18 protein-coding genes are annotated in these 23,438 nt (G+C 68.8%); 6 read left to right on the top strand and 12 right to left on the bottom strand.

Annotated elements, in window-relative coordinates:
• Positions 1-30: 30 nt before the first annotated feature.
• The 4 genes from NUT86_RS29710 to eccD all read right to left on the bottom strand — a co-directional run bounded on the left by NUT86_RS29710 (position 31) and on the right by eccD (position 5,830).
• Positions 31-1,410 (bottom strand): M16 family metallopeptidase, encoded by a 1,380-nt coding sequence (locus tag NUT86_RS29710; protein ID WP_093645217.1) that lies wholly within the window; start codon positions 1,408-1,410, stop codon positions 31-33.
• On the bottom strand, positions 1,407-3,626 hold the full coding sequence (locus NUT86_RS29705; RefSeq protein ID WP_018093353.1) for a polyribonucleotide nucleotidyltransferase: 2,220 nt from the start codon (positions 3,624-3,626) through the stop codon (positions 1,407-1,409). Before NUT86_RS29705 ends, NUT86_RS29710 begins: the two co-directional genes overlap by 4 nt.
• A gap of 294 nt (positions 3,627-3,920) precedes the next feature.
• On the bottom strand, positions 3,921-4,208 hold the full coding sequence (rpsO, locus tag NUT86_RS29700; RefSeq protein WP_006602744.1) for a 30S ribosomal protein S15: 288 nt from the start codon (positions 4,206-4,208) through the stop codon (positions 3,921-3,923).
• 158 nt (positions 4,209-4,366) lie between these two features.
• A complete protein-coding gene (eccD, locus tag NUT86_RS29695) occupies positions 4,367-5,830 on the bottom strand; it encodes a type VII secretion integral membrane protein EccD (protein ID WP_018093354.1) in 1,464 nt (487 codons plus the stop codon).
• Positions 5,831-6,084: 254 nt separating this feature from the next.
• Between eccD and NUT86_RS29690 the strand changes: the two genes are divergently transcribed.
• Positions 6,085-10,041, top strand: a complete 3,957-nt coding sequence (locus tag NUT86_RS29690) for a type VII secretion protein EccC (protein ID WP_026170315.1) — start codon at positions 6,085-6,087, stop codon at positions 10,039-10,041.
• Positions 10,042-10,154: 113 nt separating this feature from the next.
• Here NUT86_RS29690 and NUT86_RS29685 read toward each other — a convergent pair whose 3' ends face one another.
• Both NUT86_RS29685 and NUT86_RS29680 read right to left on the bottom strand, forming a co-directional pair.
• On the bottom strand, positions 10,155-10,901 hold the full coding sequence (locus NUT86_RS29685; RefSeq protein WP_274738428.1) for a WXG100 family type VII secretion target: 747 nt from the start codon (positions 10,899-10,901) through the stop codon (positions 10,155-10,157).
• On the bottom strand, positions 10,898-11,206 hold the full coding sequence (locus NUT86_RS29680; protein ID WP_109892867.1) for a hypothetical protein: 309 nt from the start codon (positions 11,204-11,206) through the stop codon (positions 10,898-10,900). Before NUT86_RS29680 ends, NUT86_RS29685 begins: the two co-directional genes overlap by 4 nt.
• Before the next feature lie 239 nt (positions 11,207-11,445).
• Between NUT86_RS29680 and NUT86_RS29675 the strand changes: the two genes are divergently transcribed.
• The 3 genes from NUT86_RS29675 to NUT86_RS29665 all read left to right on the top strand — a co-directional run bounded on the left by NUT86_RS29675 (position 11,446) and on the right by NUT86_RS29665 (position 15,693).
• Entirely contained in the window at positions 11,446-11,853 is a 408-nt protein-coding gene (locus tag NUT86_RS29675) for a hypothetical protein (protein ID WP_018093358.1), read from the top strand.
• Between the two features lie 379 nt (positions 11,854-12,232).
• Positions 12,233-14,365 (top strand): ATP-binding protein, encoded by a 2,133-nt coding sequence (locus NUT86_RS29670; RefSeq protein WP_274738427.1) that lies wholly within the window; start codon positions 12,233-12,235, stop codon positions 14,363-14,365.
• Positions 14,362-15,693, top strand: coding sequence for an SUKH-4 family immunity protein (locus NUT86_RS29665; protein ID WP_274738426.1), 1,332 nt, complete (start codon positions 14,362-14,364; stop codon positions 15,691-15,693). Before NUT86_RS29670 ends, NUT86_RS29665 begins: the two co-directional genes overlap by 4 nt.
• A 98-nt stretch (positions 15,694-15,791) precedes the next feature.
• Here the strand turns inward: NUT86_RS29665 and NUT86_RS29660 are convergent, their stop codons facing one another.
• Entirely contained in the window at positions 15,792-16,091 is a 300-nt protein-coding gene (locus tag NUT86_RS29660) for a hypothetical protein (RefSeq protein WP_109892863.1), read from the bottom strand.
• 432 nt (positions 16,092-16,523) lie between these two features.
• Between NUT86_RS29660 and NUT86_RS29655 the strand changes: the two genes are divergently transcribed.
• Together NUT86_RS29655 and NUT86_RS29650 are read left to right on the top strand one after the other, a co-directional pair.
• Positions 16,524-16,853, top strand: coding sequence for a WXG100 family type VII secretion target (locus NUT86_RS29655; RefSeq protein ID WP_274738425.1), 330 nt, complete (start codon positions 16,524-16,526; stop codon positions 16,851-16,853).
• Positions 16,854-16,998: 145 nt separating this feature from the next.
• Positions 16,999-18,027, top strand: a complete 1,029-nt coding sequence (locus NUT86_RS29650; protein WP_187413083.1) for a WXG100-like domain-containing protein — start codon at positions 16,999-17,001, stop codon at positions 18,025-18,027.
• Positions 18,028-18,235: 208 nt separating this feature from the next.
• On the opposite strand, the gene NUT86_RS29645 is transcribed toward NUT86_RS29650, so the two are convergent.
• The 5 genes from NUT86_RS29645 to NUT86_RS29625 all read right to left on the bottom strand — a co-directional run bounded on the left by NUT86_RS29645 (position 18,236) and on the right by NUT86_RS29625 (position 23,339).
• Entirely contained in the window at positions 18,236-19,603 is a 1,368-nt protein-coding gene (locus tag NUT86_RS29645) for a S8 family serine peptidase (RefSeq protein ID WP_274738424.1), read from the bottom strand.
• 91 nt (positions 19,604-19,694) lie between these two features.
• A complete protein-coding gene (locus NUT86_RS29640; RefSeq protein ID WP_274738423.1) occupies positions 19,695-21,197 on the bottom strand; it encodes a hypothetical protein in 1,503 nt (500 codons plus the stop codon).
• Between the two features lie 40 nt (positions 21,198-21,237).
• Complete coding sequence (locus NUT86_RS29635; RefSeq protein ID WP_109892854.1) at positions 21,238-21,585, bottom strand: hypothetical protein; 348 nt, start codon at positions 21,583-21,585, stop codon at positions 21,238-21,240.
• Between the two features lie 20 nt (positions 21,586-21,605).
• The gene (gene mycP, locus NUT86_RS29630; protein WP_018093365.1) at positions 21,606-22,730 is read right to left on the bottom strand and encodes a type VII secretion-associated serine protease mycosin; all 1,125 of its coding nucleotides are present in this window, start codon (positions 22,728-22,730) and stop codon (positions 21,606-21,608) included.
• A gap of 315 nt (positions 22,731-23,045) precedes the next feature.
• A complete protein-coding gene (locus NUT86_RS29625; protein WP_018093366.1) occupies positions 23,046-23,339 on the bottom strand; it encodes a WXG100 family type VII secretion target in 294 nt (97 codons plus the stop codon).
• Positions 23,340-23,438: the final 99 nt, after the last annotated feature.

The raw sequence follows: 23,438 nt of genomic DNA, 5'->3' as shown, positions 1-23,438 counted from the left end.
GTCTCTCTCTTGGTGGTATCGCAGCGGGGCCTACGCGACGACGTCGTCCAGCCGGGCCGCCTGCCGGTCCTTCAGCGGGCCGATGACGGACAGCGAGGGGCGGGTGCCCAGGACGTCCCGGGCCACCTCGCGCACCTCGTCCGGGGTGACGGCGGCGATCCGCGCGAGCATCTCGTCGACCGACATCTGCTCGCCCCAGCACAGCTCACTCTTGCCGATGCGGTGCATCAGCGCGCCGGTGTCCTCCAGCCCGAGGACGGTCGAGCCGCGCAGCTGGCCGATCGCACGGCGGATCTCGTCGTCGGTGAGGCCCTGGGACGCCACCTGGTCGAGTTCGTCGCGGCAGATCTTGAGGACGTCGTGCACCTGGCTCGGGCGGCAGCCGGCGTAGACGCCGAACAGCCCGCAGTCGGCGAAGCCCGAGGTGTACGAGTACACGCTGTAGGCCAGGCCGCGCTTCTCGCGGACCTCCTGGAAGAGGCGGGAGCTCATCCCGCCGCCCAGGGCGGTGTTCAGCACGCCCATCGCCCAGCGCCGGTCGTCGGTGCGCGCCATCCCGGGCATCCCGAGGATCACATGGGCCTGCTCGGTCTTGCGGTTGAGCAGTTCGACGCGGCCGGCGGTGCGGATGGCGCGGGCGCCGGAGCGCGGCGCCATCGGGGTGGCGTCCGTCCGGTCCAGGGCCCCGGCCTGCTCGAAGGCGCGGCGGACCAGGCGGACGACCTTGGCGTGGTCGATGTTGCCGGCGGCCGTGACGACGAGGTGCGTGGGGTCGTAGTGCTTCTTGTAGAAGCGGCGGATGCGCTCGGGGGTGAGGGCGTTGACGGTGTCGACGGTGCCCAGGACCGGGCGGCCGAGCGGGGTGTCGCCGAGCATGGTGTGCGCGAACAGGTCGTGCACGCAGTCGCCCGGGTCGTCCTCGGTCATCGCGATCTCTTCGAGGATGACGCCGCGCTCGGCGTCCACGTCCTCGGCCTCCACCAGCGAGCCGGTGAGCATGTCGCACACCACGTCTATGGCGAGCGGCAGATCGGTGTCGAGCACCCGCGCGTAGTAGCAGGTGTACTCCTTCGCGGTGAAGGCGTTCATCTCGCCGCCGACCGCGTCGATGGCGGCGGAGATGTCCAGCGCGCTGCGCCGCTCGGTGCCCTTGAAGAGCAGGTGCTCAAGGTAGTGCGTGGCGCCGTTCAGGGACGGGGTCTCGTCACGGGAGCCGACGTTCGCCCAGATCCCGAAGGTGACGGAGCGGACCGTCGGCAGCGTCTCGGTGACGATGCGCAGGCCGCCGGGGAGGGTGGTCCGGCGGACCGTACCGGCGCCCGCGGTGCCCTTGAGAAGCGTTTGGGTACGGGCGACGGCCCGCCCCTCCGTGGAGGTGCGGGCCGTCGTCGTGTGCGTACGAGACGTCACTTGGCGGCGTCGTCCTTCGTGTCCGCGGCCGCGTCCTCTTCCTCGATCACGGGGATCAGGGAGAGCTTGCCGCGCTGGTCGATCTCGGCGATCTCGACCTGGACCTTGGCGCCGACCGCGACCACGTCCTCGACGTTCTCCACCCGCTTGCCACCGGCGAGCTTGCGGATCTGCGAGATGTGGAGCAGACCGTCCTTGCCCGGGAGCAGGGAGACGAACGCACCGAAGGTGGTGGTCTTGACGACCGTGCCCAGGTAGCGCTCGCCGACCTCCGGCATGGTCGGGTTGGCGATGCCGTTGATCGTGGCGCGGGCGGCCTCGGCGGCCGGGCCGTCGGCGGCACCGATGTAGATCGTGCCGTCGTCCTCGATCGTGATGTCGGCGCCGGTGTCCTCCTGGATCTGGTTGATCATCTTGCCCTTGGGGCCGATGACCTCACCGATCTTGTCCACCGGGATCTTGACGGTGATGATCCGCGGGGCGTTCGGGGACATCTCGTCCGGAACGTCGATGGCCTCGTTCATCACATCGAGGATGTGCAGACGGGCGTCGCGGGCCTGCTTGAGCGCGGCGGCCAGGACGGAGGCCGGGATGCCGTCCAGCTTGGTGTCCAGCTGGAGGGCGGTCACGAAGGTCTTCGTGCCGGCGACCTTGAAGTCCATGTCGCCGAAGGCGTCCTCCGCACCGAGGATGTCGGTGAGGGCGACGTAGTGGGTCTGGCCGTCGATCTCCTGGGAGATCAGGCCCATGGCGATACCGGCGACCGGGGCCTTGAGGGGCACACCGGCGTTCAGCAGCGACATGGTCGAGGCGCAGACCGAGCCCATGGACGTCGAGCCGTTGGAGCCCAGCGCCTCGGAGACCTGGCGGATCGCGTAGGGGAACTCCTCGCGGGTCGGCAGCACCGGCACGATGGCGCGCTCGGCGAGCGCACCGTGGCCGATCTCCCGGCGCTTGGGCGCACCCACGCGGCCGGTCTCACCGACGGAGTACGGCGGGAAGTTGTAGTTGTGCATGTAGCGCTTGCGGGTCACCGGGGAGAGGGTGTCCAGCTGCTGCTCCATGCGGAGCATGTTGAGGGTGGTGACGCCCAGGATCTGGGTCTCGCCACGCTCGAACAGGGCGGAACCGTGCACCCGCGGGATGGCCTCGACCTCGGCGGCGAGCGTACGGATGTCCGTGACGCCGCGGCCGTCGATGCGCTTCTTCTCCTTGATGACGCGCTCACGGACCAGGCTCTTGGTCAGCGAACGGTACGCGGCGGAGATCTCCTTCTCGCGGCCCTCGAACTGCGGGAGCAGCTTCTCGGCGGCCACGCCCTTGACGCGGTCCAGCTCGGTCTCGCGCTCCTGCTTGCCGGCGATGGTCAGCGCCTGGGAGAGCTCGTCCTTGACCGCGGCGGTGAGCGCCTCCAGGACGTCGTCCTGGTAGTCGAGGAAGATCGGGAACTCACCGACGGGCTTGGCGGCCTTGGCGGCGAGGTCCGACTGGGCCTTGCACAGGACCTTGATGAAGGGCTTGGCGGCTTCCAGACCGGCGGCGACGACCTCTTCGGTCGGGGCCTCGGCGCCGTCCTTGACCAGCTGGATGGTCTTCTCGGTGGCCTCGGCCTCGACCATCATGATCGCGACGTCGCCGTCCGGGAGGACGCGGCCGGCCACGACCATGTCGAAGACGGCGTTCTCGAGCTCGCTGTGGGTCGGGAACGCCACCCACTGGCCGTTGATCAGGGCGACACGGGTGCCGCCGACCGGGCCGGAGAAGGGCAGGCCGGCCAGCTGCGTGGAGCAGGAGGCGGCGTTGATGGCGACCACGTCGTAGAGGTGGTCGGGGTTGAGCGCCATGACCGTCTCGACGATCTGGATCTCGTTGCGCAGGCCCTTCTTGAAGGAGGGGCGCAGCGGCCGGTCGATCAGGCGGCAGGTGAGGATCGCGTCCTCGGAGGGGCGGCCCTCACGGCGGAAGAAGGAACCGGGGATCTTCCCGGCTGCGTACATCCGCTCCTCGACGTCGACGGTCAGCGGGAAGAAGTCCAGCTGGTCCTTCGGCGTCTTGGAAGCGGAGGTGGCCGACAGCACCATGGTGTCGTCGTCCAGGTACGCCACGGCGGAACCGGCGGCCTGCTTGGCCAGGCGGCCCGTCTCGAAGCGGATGGTGCGGGTGCCGAAGGAACCGTTGTCGATCACGGCTTCGGCGTAGTGGGTCTCGTTCTCCACCAGGAATATCTCCTCGTATGTGTCCGCTGCCCGTGTGGCAGGGGACCGTCTTCGGTGGAGCGCCGGAACGGGCCGGTCTTCGATCGAAGCACCCGGAGCGAGGGCCATGGATCTCCATGGATCATCCGGGGGCCACTACCGAGGACCGGCGGCCAGGTGGCGCTCCTACCGCGTTCGCTTTTTGCGATATGGCACCAGACTACAAAGCTTCCGTCCACCTCGCGGCGGGGCGGAGATCCGGTGCATATGGCAAAGGGAGCGGCCCCCGGTGGGAACCGCTCCCTCTACGGCGTCTTACTTGGCGCCCGCCGCGCCGCGGCGGATGCCCAGGCGCTCGACCAGCGCACGGAAGCGCGTGATGTCCTTCTTCGCCAGGTACTGCAGCAGGCGACGGCGCTGGCCGACGAGCAGCAGCAGACCACGGCGGGAGTGGTGGTCGTGCTTGTGGGTCTTGAGGTGCTCGGTCAGGTCCGAGATGCGACGGGAGAGCATCGCGACCTGAACCTCGGGGGAACCGGTGTCACCCTCCTTGGTGGCGAACTCGGCCATGATCTGCTTCTTCGTGGCGGCGTCGAGCGACACGCGGTACTCCTCTTGGTTTCGGCCCGTGAGCGCCCCTGGATTTGCTTCACAGGGAATCTTGGATGACTCGACCGGGCCGTCACACAGCGTACCAGCTGGCAACGGCCCCCCGACCGGCTGGTCGGGGGGCCGCGGAAAAGCCCGGTGCAGCGGGGGTGCTAGCTGCCGGTGAGGCCGCGCACCGTGGCGTACACGTCCAGGACCGCCAGGCACAGCGGCACCAGGGACAGCAGGATCAGACCGTCGAAGAGGTCGAAGATCCGGCCCCAGAAGGGGGTGACGCCCTTGCGCGGGACGACCAGGCCGACGCCCACCAGGAGGGCGGCGCCCGCCGCGATGCTGCTGGAGAACCAGACGGTCCGGATGTTCAGCGGACCGGAGTCCTGGAAGCGCTGCAGCTCGACGAAGATCTCCGTCGGCGGGTTCAGCGCGATGCCCAGGATCAGCAGGACGATCGTCAGGATGCCCGCGATGGTCAGGCAGGCGACCTGCGCGGTGTAGTCGAAGAGCCGGGCGCGGAGCATGATCGTGATGCCCGCGGCCATCGCCAGCAGCTGGGCCCACATGTTGTCGGAGAAGCCGAGGACGGCACCGGCCGAGCCGACGACCAGGGCGGCGCAGCCGGCGACCAGGCCGAGCAGCAGCTCGTGCCCGCGCTTGGCCTGGTTGCCGATCTTGACGAAGTCGACGGACTCGGTCTCGCCGCTGTTGTCGTAGGAACCCTTGGCGATCTGGTCGGGCGACTTGTAGCCGATGGGCAGCCGGGCGAAGCGGGCGGAGAGGCCGGGCAGCCAGGCGACCAGGGCGATGGCGACGACGGCGGTGACGGCGGCGACCTCGCTGGGCCCGGCGTCGGTGAGGATCGCGGCGAAGACCGCGAGGGTGCCCATGGCGGAGAGGAACGCGGCGGCGACGAAGGGTGCGTCACCGCGCGGCAGCAGGACCACCAGGAGCGCGGAGGCGATCAGCACGGTCACACAGCCGACGAGGAGGTGCAGCCGGCCGGGGCCGGCGCCCTCCTCGACGGGGAAGATGCCGGAGCCGGCGAGCAGCAGATGCGGAAGTGCTGCCAGGCCCAGCGCGATGGAGGAGCCGTGGTCGTCGTAGACGCGGGCGCGGACGCCGGCCAGGGCGACCAGGACGATGCCGACGACACCGGCGATGATGCCGGGCAGGCGGTGCATGTCGCGGTCGATGGGGTTCGAGAACCACAGGGCGAACGCCATCATGACGAGCAGGAGCACACCGGCGGTGAGGCCGACGACATGCATGAGGTCGTCGCTCCAGCGGCTGCGGTTGCGCTTGACCGCGGAGGCGACGGCGTCGGAGACATCGTCGAAGACCGGGAGCGGCAGCGACTCGGCGAACGGCTTCAGAAGAAGGAGGTCGCCGTCGAGGATCTGCTGCTGCGCGAGCGACTGACCGGCGTCAAGTACCGTGCCGTCGCGGCGTACAAGGTGATAGCCGGTCGGGGCGCCCTCCGCCTGGGACTGACCGGAGAGCCGCAGAATCTCCGGATAAATGTCCACGAGTGCGACGTCCTCCGGCAGAGCCACGTCGATCCGTGCGTCCGGCGCGGCGACTGTGACCCGGCAAAAGCCGGTGCCAGTGCTCGTGCTCACCTGGCGGTTCCCCCTATCCGTTGGGCGTTTTGTCGCGTCGCGCGCCCTATATATAGAGCCGTCTCCACGGGGCTGGGGCACGCTCGCGAGGCGTCAGCGTACCGTCCAATTCAGCGGCCGCCCCACCCGCCCCGAGACTTGACGCTTAACAGTAGGATCAACGCCTGCGTCGGGCCAAGTACTTGGCCCGGGGGACCGTCGAATCCAACGGGGGCGGTCCGAGACTGCGAGATGCATGAAGGACTGATGCCTCGGTGAGCGTTGTCATCGTCAAGCGCCCGCCCCGCGCGCTGCCACCCGAAGTCCCCTCGGAGGAGGTGACACTCGAGGCACCTCCGGAGCTTCCGCGTGAGGGTGAATCAGAGAACATGCTGATGACCCTTATGCCCATGATGGGCATGGCGTCCTCAGCGGGATTCTTGTTCATGGGCAATCAGCCGTTCATGAAAATCATGGGCGGCTTTATGGTGGCGTCCACTCTGGCAATGGCGATCGTGCAGATCGTCAAGGCCCGCCAAGGGCCTTCCGGGCAAATGCTCCAAGAGCGCCAGGATTACCTCAAGTACCTTACGCAGAAGCGAAAAGAGGTACGGCGCACCGCGCGCAAGCAGCGGGACGCCCAGCTGTACACCCACCCCGACCCGAGCCAGTTGTGGTCCATCGTGGCCGAGGGCAAACGGGTATGGGAGCGCCGGTCGGGCGATCCGGACTTCGGACAGGTACGGCTGGGGCTCGGGCCGCAGCAGCTGGCCACTCCCCTGCGGGCTCCGGAGACCGCTCCGGTCGACGAGCTGGAGCCGCTCACCGCGCATGCGATGAAGGAGTTCCTGGACAAGCACGGGCACTTGGACAACCTGCCGCTGGCGGTCTCGCTGCGTGCCTTCTACCACCTGACCGTCTCCGGTGACCCCGACACGGTCTACGGCGCCTCGCGCGCCGTCATCGCCCAGCTGTGCACTCTGCACTCGCCCGAGGACCTGATGGTCGCGGTCGTCGCCGCGCCCGGTGCGCAGGCGGAGTGGGAGTGGACGAAGTGGCTGCCGCACGTGCAGGACAAGACCACGGACGGCGCCGGTTCGCGCCGGCTGGTCGTCGGCGACCTCGGTGAGGTCGAGGAGCTGCTCGCGGACGACCTGGACGGCCGTGGCCGGTTCAACCCGCAGGGCACTCCGGTGACCGACTCCCCGCATGTGGTGATCGTGCTGGACGGCGGCGATGTGCCGATGGACTCGGTGATCGCCGGGGCCGAGGGCCTGCAGGGCGTCACCATCCTGGAGGTCGTACCGGGTGATCTGGACGAGATCCGGGGCGGTCTGGCCGTACAGGTCCAGCCGGGCAAGCTGGTGCTGGAGTCGGCCAGCGGCGCGGTCTACCACGGTGTCTGCGACACCCTGTCGATCGCCGAGTCGGAGTCCCTGGCGCGCCAGCTGGCCCCGCTGCGGGCGGGTTCCGGTGCCGACGGCGAAGAACCGCTGCTGTCGAACCTGGACTTCACCGATCTGCTGAACCTCGGTGACGCCGGTTCCGTCGATGTGTCGCGTACCTGGCGGCCGCGCACGCTCCACGAGCGGCTGCGGGTGCCGATCGGTGTCGACAAGGACGGCCAGCCCGTCATGCTCGACATCAAGGAGGCCTCGCAGGAGGGCATGGGCCCGCACGGTCTGTGTGTCGGTGCGACCGGTTCCGGTAAGTCCGAGGTGCTGCGCACCCTGGTGCTCGCGCTCGCGGTGACCCACTCCTCGGAGACCCTCAACTTCATCCTCGCGGACTTCAAGGGTGGCGCCACCTTCACCGGTATGTCCGAGATGCCGCACGTCGCGGCCGTCATCACCAACCTCGGTGAGGACGTCACCCTGATCGACCGCATGCGCGACTCGATCACCGGTGAACTCCAGCGCCGTCAGGAGCTGCTGCGCTCCGCGGGCAACTACGCCAACATCACCGACTACGAGAAGGCACGTGCCGCGGGTGCGCCCCTGGACCCGCTGCCGTCGCTGGTGATGGTGCTCGACGAGTTCTCCGAGCTGCTGACCGCCAAGCCCGACTTCATCGACATGTTCATCCAGATCGGCCGTATCGGCCGGTCGATGGGTGTGCACATGCTGCTCGCCTCGCAGCGTCTGGAAGAGGGCAAGCTGCGCGGTCTGGACACCTTCCTGTCCTACCGGCTGGGTCTGCGGACGTTCTCCGCGGCCGAGTCGCGGACCGCGATCGGTGTGCCGGACGCCTACCACCTGCCGAACGTCCCCGGTTCCGGCATCCTCAAGTACGACACCGAGACGATGGTCCAGTTCAAGGCCGCGTACGTCTCGGGTCCCTACCGCGGTCCCGGTGCCGGCGGCGGCGCCGGCGGCAGCCGGACGCGGCGGCTGCCGGTGCCGTTCACGGCGGCCCCGGTCGTCGAGCAGATCATCGAGGACCCCACGCCGGTCGAGCCGGTCGCCCCGGAACAGGACGACGCGCTCGCCGACACCGTGCTCGATGTCATCGTCCAGCGCATGCAGGGCCAGGGCCCGCCGGCGCACCAGGTGTGGCTGCCGCCGCTGGACGAGCCGCCGACGGTCAACCAGCTGCTGCCGACGCTCGCGGTCACGCCCGAACGGGGTGTGCACGCACCGGAGTACACCGCGCTCGGCAAGCTCGTGGTGCCGGTCGCGCTGGTGGACAAGCCGTTCGAGCAGCGGCGTGACGTGATGTACCTGGACTTCTCCGCCGGTGCCGGTCACGGTCTGGTCGTGGGTGGTCCGCAGTCCGGTAAGTCCACGCTGATCCGGTCCGCCATCGCCTCGTTCGCGCTCACCCACACCCCGGCCGAGGTGCAGTTCTACTGCCTCGACTTCGGTGGCGGCGGCATGCTGTCCATGGAGGGCCTGCCGCACATCGGTGGTGTCGCCTCGCGTCTGGACGCGGAGAAGGTGCGCCGTACGGTCTCCGAGGTCGTCGGCATCCTCAACGAGCGTGAGGAGTTCTTCCGGGCCAACAACATCGACTCGATCGGGACCTACCGCCAGCGGCGGGCCGCGGGCACCTACCCCGACCAGAAGTGGGGCGACGTCTTCCTGGTCATCGACGGCTGGGCGACGTTCAAGACCGACTACGAGCAGATGGACCCGGTGATCCTGGACATCGCCGCCCGGGGTCTCGGTTTCGGTGTCCACCTGATCATCGCCGGCGCGCGCTACACCGAGGTGCGTCCCGCGCTGCGCGACCAGCTCCTCAACCGCGTCGAGCTGCGCCTGGGTGACCCGATGGAGTCGGAGTTCGACCGCAAGCGCGCGGAGAACGTCCCGATGGGCAAGCCCGGTCGCGGTATGTCCCCCGAGAAGCTCGACTTCCTGGCGGCGCTGCCGCGGCTGGACGGGATGAGCGACCCGGAGACGCTCAGCGACGGCATCGCGAACCTGGTGTCGACGGTCAGCGAGCACTGGCAGGGCGACCCCGCCCCCGCGGTGCGGATGCTGCCGACGATGCTGCACGTCAACGAGCTGCCCAAGGGCAGCGACTACCCGGACCACGGGATCGCGATCGGTGTCGACGAGACGACGCTGTCGCCGGCGTTCATCGACTTCGAGACCGACCCGCTGCTGGTCATCTACGGCGAGAGCGAGTCCGGCAAGTCGTCGCTGCTGCGCCTGCTGACCAAGCAGATCGCCGAGCGGTACCCGTCCGACAAGGCGCTGATGGTGGTCTCCGACTACCGTCGTGCGCTGCTCGGCGAGGTTCCCGAGAGCCACCTGTACAAGTACTGCGCCGCGGGGCCGCAGTTGCAGGAGGTCATCAGCGGTCTGGCCGGTTCGCTGGGCCGGCGGATGCCGGGCCCGGACGTCACGCCGGAGCAGCTGCGCAACCGCAGCTGGTACGACCTGCCGGACGCGTTCGTCATCGTGGACGACTACGACCTGGTGGCGACCAGCAGCGGCAACCCGCTGCAGCCGCTGCTGGAGTACCTGCCGTTCGCCCGTGACCTGGGTCTGCGCCTCATCATCGCGCGCAGCTCCTCGGGTGCCGGACGGTCGTCCTTCGAGCCCGTGATGCAGCGCACCAAGGAGCTCGGTGCCCAGGGTCTGATCCTCTCCGCCGATCCGGCCGAGGGTCCGCTGATGGGCAACATCAAGGGCCAGAGCCTGACGCCCGGACGGGCCACGTTCATCACGCGTAAGCGCGGTGCGCAGCTGGTCCAGACGGGCTGGCTGCCGGCGAACGGCCGCTGACCGGCCGGACACGGAACGGCGGTGGGGCGTCCCTCCTGGGAGGGGCGCCCCACCGCCGTTTTTCTTCGGTGCGCGGTGCGTTCGCGCCGGTGCCGGCCGGTGGCCGGGCGCGGTCAGCCGAACGCGCCGTGCTGGGTGACGTCGGGAGCGGGCTGGCCCGGAGCCTCGCCGCCGGACGCCGGGGCGCCCTTGGCGCGGGCGTCGCCGCCGGTGGCGGCAGCGGCGGCGGGCTCGGCGGCCGTCCCCTTCTTGTCCTGCCCGGCCTTCGGGGTCCGCTCCTCGCCGGGGGCCGGCTCCGCGACGTCCGGCTGGGTCCGTACGCCCTTGGCGATGCCCTCGCCGCCACGCGTCTTGGCGTCGCCGTTCTTCGCCGGTCCGAACGGGTCGGGCCCCTGCGCGGCCGTGGAGGTCTCCCAGGTGTGCCGTACGACCGGTCCCCGCGACTGGCCGCCGCCCCCGCCGCGCTTGCCGAACGCGCCGCCGAGGCCGTTGGCGAGCTGGCCGAGCGCCATGAAGCCGTAGGCGACCTCGGGGCCGGACGACGACTGCGTGGTGGCGGAGTTCTTCACCGGCGGTGCCTCGTGGTGTTCCTCGCCGCCCTTGTCCTCGGAGGGTGCGGCGGCCGCGTTCTCCAGGTCGGCGGCGGCCAGTTCGAAGGCCGGCAGGGCGTCGTCGACGGACCGCTTGAGGCGGTGCCACTCCCCCGCGAACGCCTCACCGGCCGGGCCGTGCCAGTTGGCCGCGGCGGCGGTGCCGACGTGCCGGTCCAGATCGCGGACGAGCCCGTCGAGGTGCTTGCCCATCTCCCGCCAGCCGGCCGCCGCTTCGTGCAGGGCTTCGGGGTTGCGTCGCTCGCTCACTTGACGCTCCGCATCATCTCGACCAGCTCTTCCTCGGCCGCCTGCGTATTCGCGACGGTCTCCTTGATCCCTCCGCCGACCTCGGCGAGCCGCTGCTGCAGCTGGACGAGCGCCTGCTCGGCCTGTTCGTACAGCTCACGGAACGGCCGGGCCTCCTCCTCGCTGCCGAAACCGTCCCGAAGGGCCTCGGCATCGGCCCGTCGTCTGAATGCGGCAAGCTGCCGGCCCAGTTCTTCCGCGCGTATCTCGAAGGTCGCACCGAGCTTGTGCAACTCCTCTGTACTGAGCCGGACTTCGTCGGACATCATTTCTCCCCGAATTGAATGACAGCTACCTGCCAACATCGCCTCAGGTCTAGCACACCCGCAATAGGCACGAAGCCCTCTCCGGAGCGGGCGGACGGCGAACCGCGGAATGCATACGGAGCAATATGCGGCAATACCGACAAGCCCCTCCTTGACGACCTGTTCACATCCGTCATTAGACTTCAGGACGCCGGTGCAGCACACGCGGTTGCTGTGCCATCACGTTCAAGGGGGCAGGGATGAGCAACGAACGGCAGATCCAGGACGAGGACCTGATGGACGTCGCCCAGGATCCGGAGCAGGCACACCGGCTGCGTAAGGCACTGAAGGTCCTGGCGGAGAACCCCAACGTCGGCGGCAAGCTCCAGGAGATGGCCAAGGAGGTGCTCTCCGGCCGCATCGGCATGAAGGACGCGATCGAGACGCCGCGGTACATGGACGCGCTGGGTGACCGGATGAACGAGATCCGGCGGGCCGCGGAGAACCAGACCATGGCGGAGCGCGAGGAGTCGCGCGAGAAGTTCGCCGCCTGGCAGAAGGAGCAGGAAGCCAAGGAGGACGAGGAGCGCGCCGAGCGCGACGGTCCGACGGGCAACATCGTGTCCACTCCGCGGCGCGGCGGCCGGGGCGGCGGGCACCGGGGCTGACCGGCCACCGCCCGCGCGATGCCGGGCGGCGGTGCGGCGGGAGCGGCCGATCTTTTCCGCCGCCGAAATCAGTTCAAAGAGTCCATAGAGGCGATACGGAAGAAAGCAGATCGGCCGCCGGATTCCTCGGGCAGATCTGCTTCCTTTCGGCACAGGGCATTCCCGCTTTCTCCACATCACACCCAGGGGACAACTCACTTAACGCGCGACTCGCGAGCCACCTGACGCAGTCGCCCGGCAAGGTCCCGGCCTGCGTGTTCCAGTTCCGGCACAGCCACCCCCGCGCCGTCCCGTGCGCGCGGTCCGGATCATAGGATCGAGCCGGTACACGCAGGAATCCACAAAGGTGGAGGCGGGATTGATGGGGGACGAGGAAGCCATGAGCGCCTCAGATGAAGGAAACGCCGCAGCGGCCGGATACGCACCTCATCCGTTTGTCGGCGGCCGCACCGCGGCGCTCCGCGCGCTCGCGGCCTGGCGGATGCGGTGGCCCGGCGCCCCGCGCGTCGTCGTGCTCACCGGAAACCCGGGCAGCGGGCGCTCGCGCCTGGTCACCGGCTTCCTGATGATGTGCGATCCCGGCTACCGCAAGCAGCTGCCGCTGGACGACCTGGACCCGGCGACCGTGCCCCCGGACCTGCCGGCGCCCGCCGTACCGAGCCCCTCGGGGCGCACCGCGGCACAGGTGTTGTGGCTCATCGCCGATCATTTCGGACTGAGCGCGGACCGCCGTGACGACATCTGCCCCGAACTCGCCGCTCGTGAAGAGCCGGTGACGATTGTGGTGCCGGATGTCGACCGGGCCGGCCCGGTACGTGCCGCCAACGAGCCGGCCCGCCTCGTACGGGAGGTGCTCAAGCCGCTCGCCGCCGCCGAAAAGGTGCAGCTGCTCGCCGATGTGCCGCGCGAGCTGGCCGCGGAGCTGGCCGAGGCGCTGCCGCCCGGCCAGGTGCAGATCATCGATCTCGATGCGCCCGAGTGGGCCGACCCCGAGGGTCTGGTGCTGCACGCCCTGACCGCGCTCGACCCCGACGCCGGGGCGCCCGGACTCCCCTTCACCACCGACCCGGCCGTGCGCCGGACGCTCGCCGAGTCCCTCGCCCGGCGCGCGGACGGCAGTCGGCTGACCGTCCAGCTCGCCGTGCAGTCCCTGCTCATGCAGCCCGAGGGCTTCGACCCGGCGGACGAGACCCTGCTGCCCGGCAGCGTCGGCGAGGCCCTCGATCTGCATGCCCGCCGGCTGGGCGCCGATCCGCAGACCCTGCGGCTGCTGCTGGCTCCGCTCGCGTTCGCCGAGGGCGAGGGCCTGCCCGTCCAGCTGTGGGGTGCGCTGGCGAACGCCGTGGCCGGACGGGACATGAGCCAGGACCTCGCCGACGGCATGCTGCTGGCCGCGCCGTTCATCCAGCCGGTCGAGCAGGCCGGGGACGCGGACGACGAGGACGGGGCCGGGGCCGACGGCGGCCGTACGCTGCTGCGTCTGCAGCACCCGGGGATCGCCGAGGAGATCCGCTCCGGGCTGCCGGACGTCCGGGACGCCCAGACCAAGATCGCCATGGCGCTGCTGGAAGCGGTGCCGCAGCAGAACTGGTCCAAGGCCGATCCGTACATCCGCGACCATCTCGCCGCCCACACCCTCGACGCCGGTCTGCTGCCCCAACTCCTCACCGATCCGGGCCTGTTCGCCCACGCCGATCCGGTGACGATGCGGGCCGCCATCGAGGCCGTACCGCTGGAGCAGCTGGGCGCCCCGGCCCGTACGTACCTGCGCACCGCTCCGCTGCTGACCCGCTCCCAGGCCCCGGCCGGCATGCGGGCGGCGTTTCTGGAGACCGCTTTCGTCGAGGACGGGCTGGCGCCGTACGCGGAGGCGCTGCACACCCTCGACTTCGCCCTGCCGTGGCGCACGCTGTGGAGCGTGCCGCTGGCCGGCGTCCGCGCCGTGACCACCGGTTCCCTGGCCCAGGAGGGCGGGGACGGTACGACCGCGACGGCCCCGGGCGCGGACGGCGCCGGGGGCGGCGGGGAAGGACCGCTACCGGCGTCCGGCACGGCCGCGCCCCGCCCCGTTGCCGCCCTCGTCGTCCCCGAGGGCACCCCCGGCTCCCGTACGATGCCCGGCCCGGACGGCGACTCCTCCGAGGCCGGCGGCTCGGCGCTGCTCCTGCACGATCTGCTGCGGCCCGGCTATGTCGACGCCGACCCGGCGCAGGTGCGGCTGCCCTCCGAGGAGGCGAAGGCGGCGGCGCCCTTCGGGTTCAGCCGGGGCGCCGACTATCTGCGGGTCTGGGACCGCGCCGGTCAGGAGGTGGTGGCCGCGCTGCTCTCGGACACCCCGCTCACCGGCGCCGATCTCTCGCCCGACGGGGTGCTTGTCGTCGCCACCGCACGCGGGGTGACCGCCCGGCAGATCCTCGCCGCGGCACCCGCGGCCACCCCCACCGTGCCGGCCCAGCGCACCGGCTCCGCCGACTCCGACGCTTCCGACGGCCTCGAAGGAGACCACTCGTGATCAACCAGGCGCAGGCACATGCCACCGCCGCCCGCTGGCTCAACCCCGAGGGACATCAGGGTCCCCCGCGCGAGGTGGCCATGCAGGAGTTCGACCTCGGCTGGGTGGTGTGGGCCGTACCGCCGCCTCCGGAGGTCGACCCGCAGACGGGGCAGCGGCGCCCGCCCGCCGAGGTCGGTGCCGCCTGCGGCGTCGTGGACCGGACGTCCGGCGAGCTGACGGTGTGGCCGTCCGTACCGGTCGACGAGGTCGTGCGGATGTACCAGCAGAAGCACGGTGCCGGCGCCGCCGCGGCTCCGGCGGCACCCGCCGAGCCGCCGGTCACCGGCCCCGGCAACACCGCCGTCGCGACCTACCCCGACCCGGCGACCGGCGAGGAGACCAGCCTCGCCCGTGTCTCGGCGCCCGGACTGCCGCCCGCCGAGTTCCAGCTCTTCGACGAGCTGCAGCGGCTGGGTGTGCACCCCGCGAACGTCCGCGCGGTCCACACCGATCTGCGGTCGGCACTCCTGCCCGGCGGCTACCCCGGCGACTTCATCCTCCGCACCTTCCCGAACGCCACGTTCTCCTGCACCCAGGGCTACGGCATGCGGCCCAAGGAGCGCGCCGAGGGCATCACCGGACTGCTGCAGCACGTCGCGCTGATGCACCAGTTGGCGGGACAGCAGCCACCGCCGCGGCCGCACCGGCTGCCGGTGCCGCAGCGGGTCGAGGCCGCACCGCCGATGCGGGACGTGGCACTCGGCAAGCACCTCGTGGAGGTCTTCGGGCCCCAGGGCGTCACCCGCCCGGACGCCGATGACCTCGCCACCGGCCCGCTGCCCGAGGCCACGAAGAACACCCTGGTCTGGGCCGGTCTGCCGGCTCAGGTGCCGTACTTCTTCACCGCCGACCGGTCGGACTCCCCGCCCGCCGGCGGACTGTTCACGGACGTGGCGACCTACCTGCGGGAAACCGGCACCGAGGCCCAGGAACAGACCCTGGCCACCCTCGCCGGCTACGTCCGGATCGGCACCGACGGCCTCTACACGCTCGCCGTCCAGTGCACCGCCGCGGAGGAGAATCAGAACCTGGTCGGCACCGTCTGGGCGGTCCAACCGTCCTCGGGCGGCGGCCGGTTCGTCAACCGCACCCTGTCCGCCTACCTCCGCTCGCTCGCCCTGCTGGTCACCACGCGCCGGCAGATGCAGGGCATGGACCCGTACGCGGCGGGAACGGCGGTCGCCACCTTCCAGGACCAGATCGCGGCGATCGACTCATGGGCCCTGGACGATGACAGCAACTGGTGGTCGCTGGTCATTGAGCAGATGTGGCACGGGTTGTTCTGAGGGACTGGGGGTCTGGGGGTTTTGACCGGGGGCTGGGGGCTTTGATCGGGGGGCTGGGGCTGCCCTCCCCTTCTCCCCGGTCCTCCCCCGGCCTCACCTCAGGGCAACAGCAGCCAGTCCGAGGCGAGGGCGGCCGCCAGGCCGATGCCCAGCAACCAGGTGCCGAGCCGGGTGCGCCCGTTACGGCTGAGTTCGATCACCACACCGCAGAGCACCAGTGCGGCTCCGTACACCCCGACCACCAGCACCGATGTGCGCGACGCCAGGCGCACCACGAGCACCCCGGCCATCGCGGCCATCAGCACCGAGGCCAGGACGATGCGTATTCGCCGGGCCTGACGAGGCGTCAGTCCCACATAAGTCTCGGAGAGGGGCTCTTCATCGCCGGGTACGTCCATGAGCGGGAATGCTACGGGACGAGTGATCGCCGGTCCGCCCCGATCCCCGAGCCGAGCTTCAACTCGCCCCATGAAGGGGCCGGTTGGCCCGCCGACGCCGGACACTCAACACCGAACACCTAACACCGCACACCGAGAACTCACCACCGTCACTCCGCCCCGGAAATCCAAATGATTGACCAACGGCGTACCAATATTTAACCTTCCCTTTCAATACGCCGTCGCGGCACGCACATCCATGCCGCCCCACAAGATTCACCAATGCCCCAGGTGGGTCAATTCCCCCGAATCCAAACGCTGTTGATGCGACAGGACTCCCACATTCCCTCCACACCCCTCGCCTTGACATGTCTGCGTTCAGATCGCCTAATGTGGAATCGTTAAGGATGCGACAAGTATCTGCGCGGGACATCCCGCAATACGGGGGCAGTGGTGGCAGGCAAGGCGTTTGATGTAGAGCCGGATGTGCTGCGCACACAGGGCAACGCGTTCGTGCACATCGGCAGCGATTTCTCCAAGGCGTCGAAGAAGCTCCAAGACGATCTTGAAGGCCTTGGCAGCCCCTGGGAGAACTGCGACTTCGGCGATATTTTCGAAACGATCTACACGCCCATCAGGGACGGCATGTTCGAGTCGATGGACTCCCTGGGCGAACGCCTCGAAGGTATTGGCGACAAGCTCCAGAACATGGCCGTCTCGTACACCGAATCCGACGAGCAGGGCATTCACACCATCAGCGCGGTCGGCCGCCCGGCCATCTGACGCCCGTCCCGCCACCCATGAGCCCGGGCCGGCCCTTTGAGCCCCGCGCCCCGCCCCCTGATGCGCGCCATCAGCCTCTCTTCTCCTTCTTCTCCACCACCATTGCACTCCGCAATCGGCTACAACTGCACGGGGGACGATTACTGTGTCATTGACGCTGCCAAGCGAGGTAGCTTGGGTCCTGGACCTCCTCGGCTACAACTGGCCGGACGCCGACGAGGACAAGCTCCACGAATGCGCGCAGGCCTGGCGCAACTTCGCCGAGTCGGTCAATCAAGCATCCTCGCAGGGCTCTTCGGCAGCCAATGAAGTCGTCTCCGCCAACTCCGGTGATGCGATCGAGGGCTTTGCGAACGAATGGGGAACCTTCTCCGGCGGCGGAGACAGCGGGGACAACTACCTCCGCGACGCCGCCGCGGCCGCTGAAGTCATCGCTCTCGCCTTCGACGCGGCCGCCCTCGCCGTTCTCGCCGGGAAAATCGCGGTCATTGTCCAGCTCGTGATTCTGGCCGCCGAAATCATCGCGGCACAGGCCGCCGCGCCCTTCACCCTCGGTCTGTCCGAGATCGGTGCCGCAGGCGCCACTCAGGCGACGCGAGTGATCGTCCGTCAGATCCTCGACAAGATCAAACGCGAGGTCATGGAGGCGGCCACCAAGGCCATGGAGCACGCCACCATGGACGCCATCAAGAAGATGGCGAAGAAGGCCGTGTCCAAGGAAGCCCGCAAGATTGCGGCGGACTATGTGAAGAAGACGGTCAAGGAAACCGTCAAGGACAAGGTCGTCGATCAGGCGAAGGAAATCGCCCGGGACAAAATCGTCGAAGAGGGCAAGGCCAAGGCCCAGGAAGCCGCCACGGAGATGGCCCAGAACGTCGCGCAACAGGGCATCGAGAGCCACTTCGGCGCCCGCGACGGAATCGACTGGGGCGAAACCACCGACATCGCCAAGGACAAGGCCGGCGAATACGTCGACGGCATCAAGGAAGGCGCCCAGGAGTACAAGGACGGCGTCACCAGCCTCACCGACCCCGGCACCTACATCGACCACGCCAGGCAAGACCTCACCAACCGAGGCCTCGACGCCGCCCAGCGCCACACCGACCGCCACACCGGCGGCGCAGCCACCCGCAACCAGGGCGTAACGGACGAGGTCCGCTCGGTCTTCGGCTGATCCGGCGTCCCACGGTCACAGCAAAAGGGCCCACAGCCTCCTCGGCTGTGGGCCCCATCCGATTGCCCGGAACTGCGACTGCGCGGTGGCCCGCTACTACACCAGGCGCCTGCCACCAGCTCGTTTCGAGGAGAGGTGCCCTAGCGAATTGCGGCGGTCCGGCGCCTGATTACCACCCGGAGATCTCTACAGCGAAGACGAGGAGACCTCACTGCCCCGGAGGCTGAGTGGGAGGTGCCGACGGGTAAGCGCCAGGCGCTCCCGATTGCGGGTAAGCACCAGGTGCTCCCGACTGCGGGTAAGCACCAGGGCCTCCCGGCTGCGGGTAGGCACCGAACTGCTGCTGGGGCGGAACTCCGGAGCCGCCACCCGGACCACCGAAGCCAGTGCCACCAGGAGGCGGACCATTGCGGCGCTTCTTCGAGGCAACGACCACACCGATGACAATTCCCAGCACGACAACCACGCCGAGAGCCATACCGGCGAGCGCGAGGGGGCTCAGGCTGCCCGCTTTGTCGCTCGCGCTCTCCTGAGCTTCGTTCCCCGGAGCATCCGCACCCGCGCCGGCAGAAGGCTCAGAATCCTTCGGCATCGTGAGCGGCCCGTTCTTCGACCCGTCGGGGATGTCCTCCGAGAGGGCCCTGTACGGACGAATCACGCCGTAGCCGTACTTGGGGTCGGGCGACGTGATGCCCGTCTTGCCATCGGGAGTGATCGCCGTCTTCGTGAGCCGATTGGCGACCTGACCCGCGGTGAGATCCGGGAACTTCGAGCGAACGAGGGCCGCGGCGGCGGATACGTAGGCCGTGGCGTCGGAGGTGCCGGTGGCTTGCCGGTACTTCGGGGTAGTTCCGGCAGAGTAGATGTTCTCGCCCGGAGCAATCAGGCGGATGTGCGGGCCGTAGTTCGACTTGTCAAGGACCTTGCCGTCTTCGGCTACTGCACCGACCGCCAACACACCGGACGCTGCAGCTGGATACGACGCCTTACTGGTGCCTTCGTTACCGGAACCAGCAACCAGCAGCACGTCCTTCTTTACGGCATAGCTGATGGCGCTCTTTTCCTGCTCATTCAGCGCGTAAGGTCCAGCAAAGGACATGTTGATGACCTTTGCGCCGTGATCAACCGCGTAGCGAATTGGGCCATCGATGCTGTTCGCGTTTCCACCAACCGATTCGTTCCTCTTGATCGGAAGGATCTTCGCATCAGGTGCCAGACCCATGATGCCGTCAGCGTGGTTGGGACCGTGCCCATGCCCCGCGATCAAGGCGGCCATTGCTGTGCCGTGGTCATCGCCGGATTCATGATCGGCTGTACCACCCCCGTCAGCAAAGCTCTTCCCTGGAAGCACATTGCCCTTGAGGTCGACGTGATCCCCGTTGACACCGGAGTCGATGACCGCAACGGTGACGTTCTTACCGGTCGACTCTTTCCACACCTTCTGCGGATTGAACGCGTCAAGCGCCCACTGTCCGTCCCTGATGTAGTCCGCCGAAGCGGTAGGCGCGGCGGTGAAGAGCAGCGCTCCTGCCACCGCTACGCCACCCACCGCACGCAGCGTCCGCGTGAAGCCCATGCTGTAACACCTCTCCTCAACAGGTTGCGGCCCGCAGCCCGAAGGACTGCGGGCCCACCTCGTTTCCGCCGCTGTCACACCCGAAGGCTAGCTACTCAATCACCTTCGGAGCCACATTGCGCTCGGGCGTCCAGGTCTCTTCGTCCTCGACCAGGTAGTCCGGGCGCTCGCCGTTCTGCCCCTTGTCGTCCTTGGCCTTGGCACCGTGCATACCGTGCGCCCCGGGCATCCCGGCCGGACGCCGGCTACCGGAAGCGCCTTCACCCGACTGGGCGCCGCCGCGGCTGCGGTGCAAACCCGAGCCACCCTGGGTGCCGCCGACTCCCTTGCCTCCGGTACCGCCGCCGACGAGGCCACCCTTCTGGCGGGCGAGACCGCCGCCACGGCCTGCTGCACCAGCACCCGTGGCACCGCCCTTGGCGCCCGCCGCACCGGCACCGGCCATACCGGGCATGCCCGGACGGCCGGCCCCACGGCCGGCTGCCCCAGCTCCGGCGGACGTACCACCAGGGCGACCACCAACGGTCCCACCGGTGCGTCCTCCGGGCGTGCCGCGGCCGGCCATACCGCCCGGCATACCGGGAACGCCGCCCGGGCCGCCCCCGATACCGCCGGGACCGCCACCACCACTCAGGCCTCCGGTACCAGGGCCACCACCGGCACCACCTGGGACACCGACACCGCCGCCGGGACCAGTGGGCGCTTGCGGCAGAGTGACGCTGTCAAGCCCCGTACCCACACTCGGCGGCGTGAAGGAGCCCTTGCCCGGCATCGTGTTGCCGATGCCGCCGTTGATCCCCGGCGTCTTCAGGCCGTCGCTCGAGAGCCCCGGCCCCTGCCCCAGGGGCTTCATCGAACCCTTGGACATCCCCTTGGGCTTGGTGACGCTTCCCGGGAGAGGGTAATGAACCGGCGGAATACCCGGATTGTCCGGCGGCGGGATGCTGTTCGGGTCGTCGACATTGGGGGCCGTCGGCTTCCCGATAGCTGCCGAATTGGTCCGGTAAGCAGCGCCCAGATATTCCATGGTCGCCGCAGCCTTCAGCTGGGTCTCCTTCTGGGCCGACAGGTCGTCCTCGTTGTCCTCGACGACCTGAGTCGCGCTCTTACCACTGGCCAGCTGCGAGTCCGCCTTCTCGTCCTGGCGGGCGATGTTGTCGGTCGCCCAGTCCCAGGCCCGGTCGCCGAAGTCAGGCATCTCCATGCCGTCGAGGTGCTTCTTGTACTCGCTCAGGGCCTCATGTGCACGGCCCATGCCCTCGCTGACGTTCTTGGCATACAGAGCGCCGTTCCCGATGTTTTCGCTGATCCCCTTGGCGCGCTTGCGGAACGCCTCCGCCGCGTCGCCCTCCCAGTGCTCCAAGACCTCGTCGATGGCCTTGTCGAAGTACGCGCGGATACCACCGCCGTTGTCGGCCACCATCGCGTCGTGTACCTGTTTCCAGGCGTGGGAAACGCCGGCGACCGTCTCCGGCTTCGCATCGGCCACCATGGACTTCAGCGTCGTGAAGTCGATCTTGTGGAACTTCGTGGTGTTCTCGATGGCATAGCACTTGTCCTGTGGTGCGTACTTACTGTCCGCGTAACTACCCACGCCCCTGCCCCCTCTTCCTCTGCGAGCTCATTACCGTCGATCAGGAGTACTTGTTCTGCGATGAAGAGTGGCCGTTCTTCAACGCGTTGCTCGTGCTCTGCTCCTGGTCCTGATAGGCGCCATGAGTCCTCGTAGTCTTCTTCTGGAGATCATCAATCAGACCCTCCAGCTTGTTGAGCACGTGCTGCTCGATGAAGTCCTTCATCTCGCCATGCGTCTGCCGGAGTTCGCGCTCTTCCTCGAAGCCCTTGCCCAGCGCGCCGTCCGGCAGATGCGTCCCGCTCTTGGCCTTGCCCGAGGCGCTCTGCATGTCCTTGAGCACGTTGTTGAGCTTCTTGACGACCTCATCGAGTCTGTCGAGATCAACGCGATAGGAATCGTTAGCCATACCTGGCCTCCCCGTGTGTGCTATGCGTTCTTCCGACGCCAGTCGCGGAGCGCGATGGCGGAGCCGACGACCGCGGCGACGGCAAGAAGGCCGCCGCCGACAATGTAGATGGAGATGCGGGCGCGTCGTTCCTCGGCGGATTCACCGATGGTGACGGCGGCCGGCAAGATGTTGGAGCCGTCAGCCGCGTTGGAGGGCTTGTCCGGCTGGGGTTCGGCGGTGGGCCTGGTGTCGTCGTTGAGGGCGGCCACCGGGTCGACGACGCCCCAGCCGATGTTCTGGTCCGCCTTCGGGCGCACACGCTCCGCGGTCTGCTCCAGGTGCCAGATGACCTGCTGCGGGGTCCACTTCGGGACCTCGTTCCGGTGCTTCGCGATCAGGAGGGCCGCGGCGCCCGCGGCATAGGGTGCGGCGAAGCTGGTGCCCTGGTCGACGCAGTTGCCGCCATCCGGGACGGTGGAAACCATGTTCACGCCGGGCGCGGCGATGTCGACCCATTTTCCGGGCTGGGAAAAGGGGGCGCGCTCATTGTTGCGGTCCGAGGCGGCAACGGACAGGACGTTGTCGAACTCCTGGAACGCGGCGGGATACATGTTCTTTTCCTTGCCGCTCGCGCCGTCGTTTCCGGCCGACGCGACAATGAGGACGTTCTTCTGGGCGGCTCGCTGGATCGCCGCCCTGAGGGGCACCAGCTTCTCCCGGCCGGCGTCCGTGCCCTGGGAGATGTTGATGATGTCGACCCCCAGCCCGACCGCGTGGTCGATGGCGGCGGCGAGGCTCGCGGCGGTGCCGGCCTTCTCCTCGGTGGTCTGCTGCAGCGGAATGACGGTCGCTTCAGGGGCGATTCCGTGGAAACCCGAACCCGGCTTCTGAATGGCGGCGATGATGCCCGCCACCTTGGTGCCGTGGCCGACCCGATCGTCGGTCGGCTTGCCCTCGCCGGGGACGAACTTCTTGCCGCCGCCTCCGATGTTGGGCTTGATCTGCGAGTTGCCCGCGTCGATGCCGGTATCGATGACGGCGACCTTGACGCCCTTCCCTCTGGTGTCGGCCCACATCTGGTTGGTCAGGAGGCGCTGGAGCGACCAGGGGGTCTCTTTGATGTCGTTGGTGCCGAACTTGCACTCACCACTGTTGAGCGGCACGTTCGGGTCCGCGACCGCCGGTGCGGCGGTGGCACTCGACAGGCCGACGATGCACGCCGCCGTGACCAGTGCACCCGCCGCTCGGCGGCGGTGCCCGGCTCGGTGACCAATGGCGCGAGATCCCACGGGCTTTCAGCTCTCCATGTGTGGCGAATTAGGCAGGAATGAAGGGTGAGAGGAAGGAGGCGGAGGAGTGAAGGGGTGGTGGACGGCAGAAGGGCGAGCGCACTGATGCAGCGCGCTCGCCCTCATGGACCACTGTGCGAGCAGCCGGGCTGCTCAGGTCTGGCCGTATCCGGCTCGACTGACCGAAGGTCAGCCTCCCCAGATGCCGGAGTTCTTGTGCTCAGTGGCCTGGTAGTTCTGAGCGGCCTGGTCCAGCGCCTTGGCGATGGCCTCGAGCGTCGAGTGCAGGGAAGCGGCACGCTGGTCCCACTCGCGCTGGCGGGCCTGGTAGCCCTCCTGCGCCGCACCTTCCCAGCTCGCGGCGATCTTCTTGACGCCCGCCTCGAGGTCGTCGAGCTGCTGACGGATGTTGTTGGCCGTTCCGCGCACGTCGGAGCTGGCCTGCGAGATCGTCGCGAAATTAACGAGGATCTGGCCTGACATGGTGTCTCCTCAGGAGTTGATGATGCTGGTCGATTCACGCACCACAGCGGGCCGGCGGTACGACCGGCGGGCCCGGGCTGCGGCGGCTGGGCCGTGCGC

It is taken from the genome of Streptomyces sp. G7(2002), from assembly GCF_028870195.1.
Lineage (GTDB): Bacteria > Actinomycetota > Actinomycetes > Streptomycetales > Streptomycetaceae > Streptomyces > Streptomyces nigrescens.
The sequence above is the reverse complement of the archived record's forward strand: the minus strand, read 5'-3'. Positions and strand labels throughout refer to the sequence as shown.

Excerpts from the sequence above, each read along its gene's own strand:
- NUT86_RS29680 (WP_109892867.1), bottom strand. The coding sequence starts at position 11,206 with ATGTCCGACGAAGTCCGGCTCAGTACAGAGGAGTTGCACAAGCTCGGT.
- NUT86_RS29675 (WP_018093358.1), top strand. The coding sequence starts at position 11,446 with ATGAGCAACGAACGGCAGATCCAGGACGAGGACCTGATGGACGTCGCC.
- NUT86_RS29670 (WP_274738427.1), top strand. The coding sequence starts at position 12,233 with ATGAGCGCCTCAGATGAAGGAAACGCCGCAGCGGCCGGATACGCACCT.
- NUT86_RS29660 (WP_109892863.1), bottom strand. The coding sequence starts at position 16,091 with ATGGACGTACCCGGCGATGAAGAGCCCCTCTCCGAGACTTATGTGGGA.
- NUT86_RS29645 (WP_274738424.1), bottom strand. The coding sequence starts at position 19,603 with ATGGGCTTCACGCGGACGCTGCGTGCGGTGGGTGGCGTAGCGGTGGCA.
- NUT86_RS29635 (WP_109892854.1), bottom strand. The coding sequence starts at position 21,585 with ATGGCTAACGATTCCTATCGCGTTGATCTCGACAGACTCGATGAGGTC.
- NUT86_RS29625 (WP_018093366.1), bottom strand. The coding sequence starts at position 23,339 with ATGTCAGGCCAGATCCTCGTTAATTTCGCGACGATCTCGCAGGCCAGC.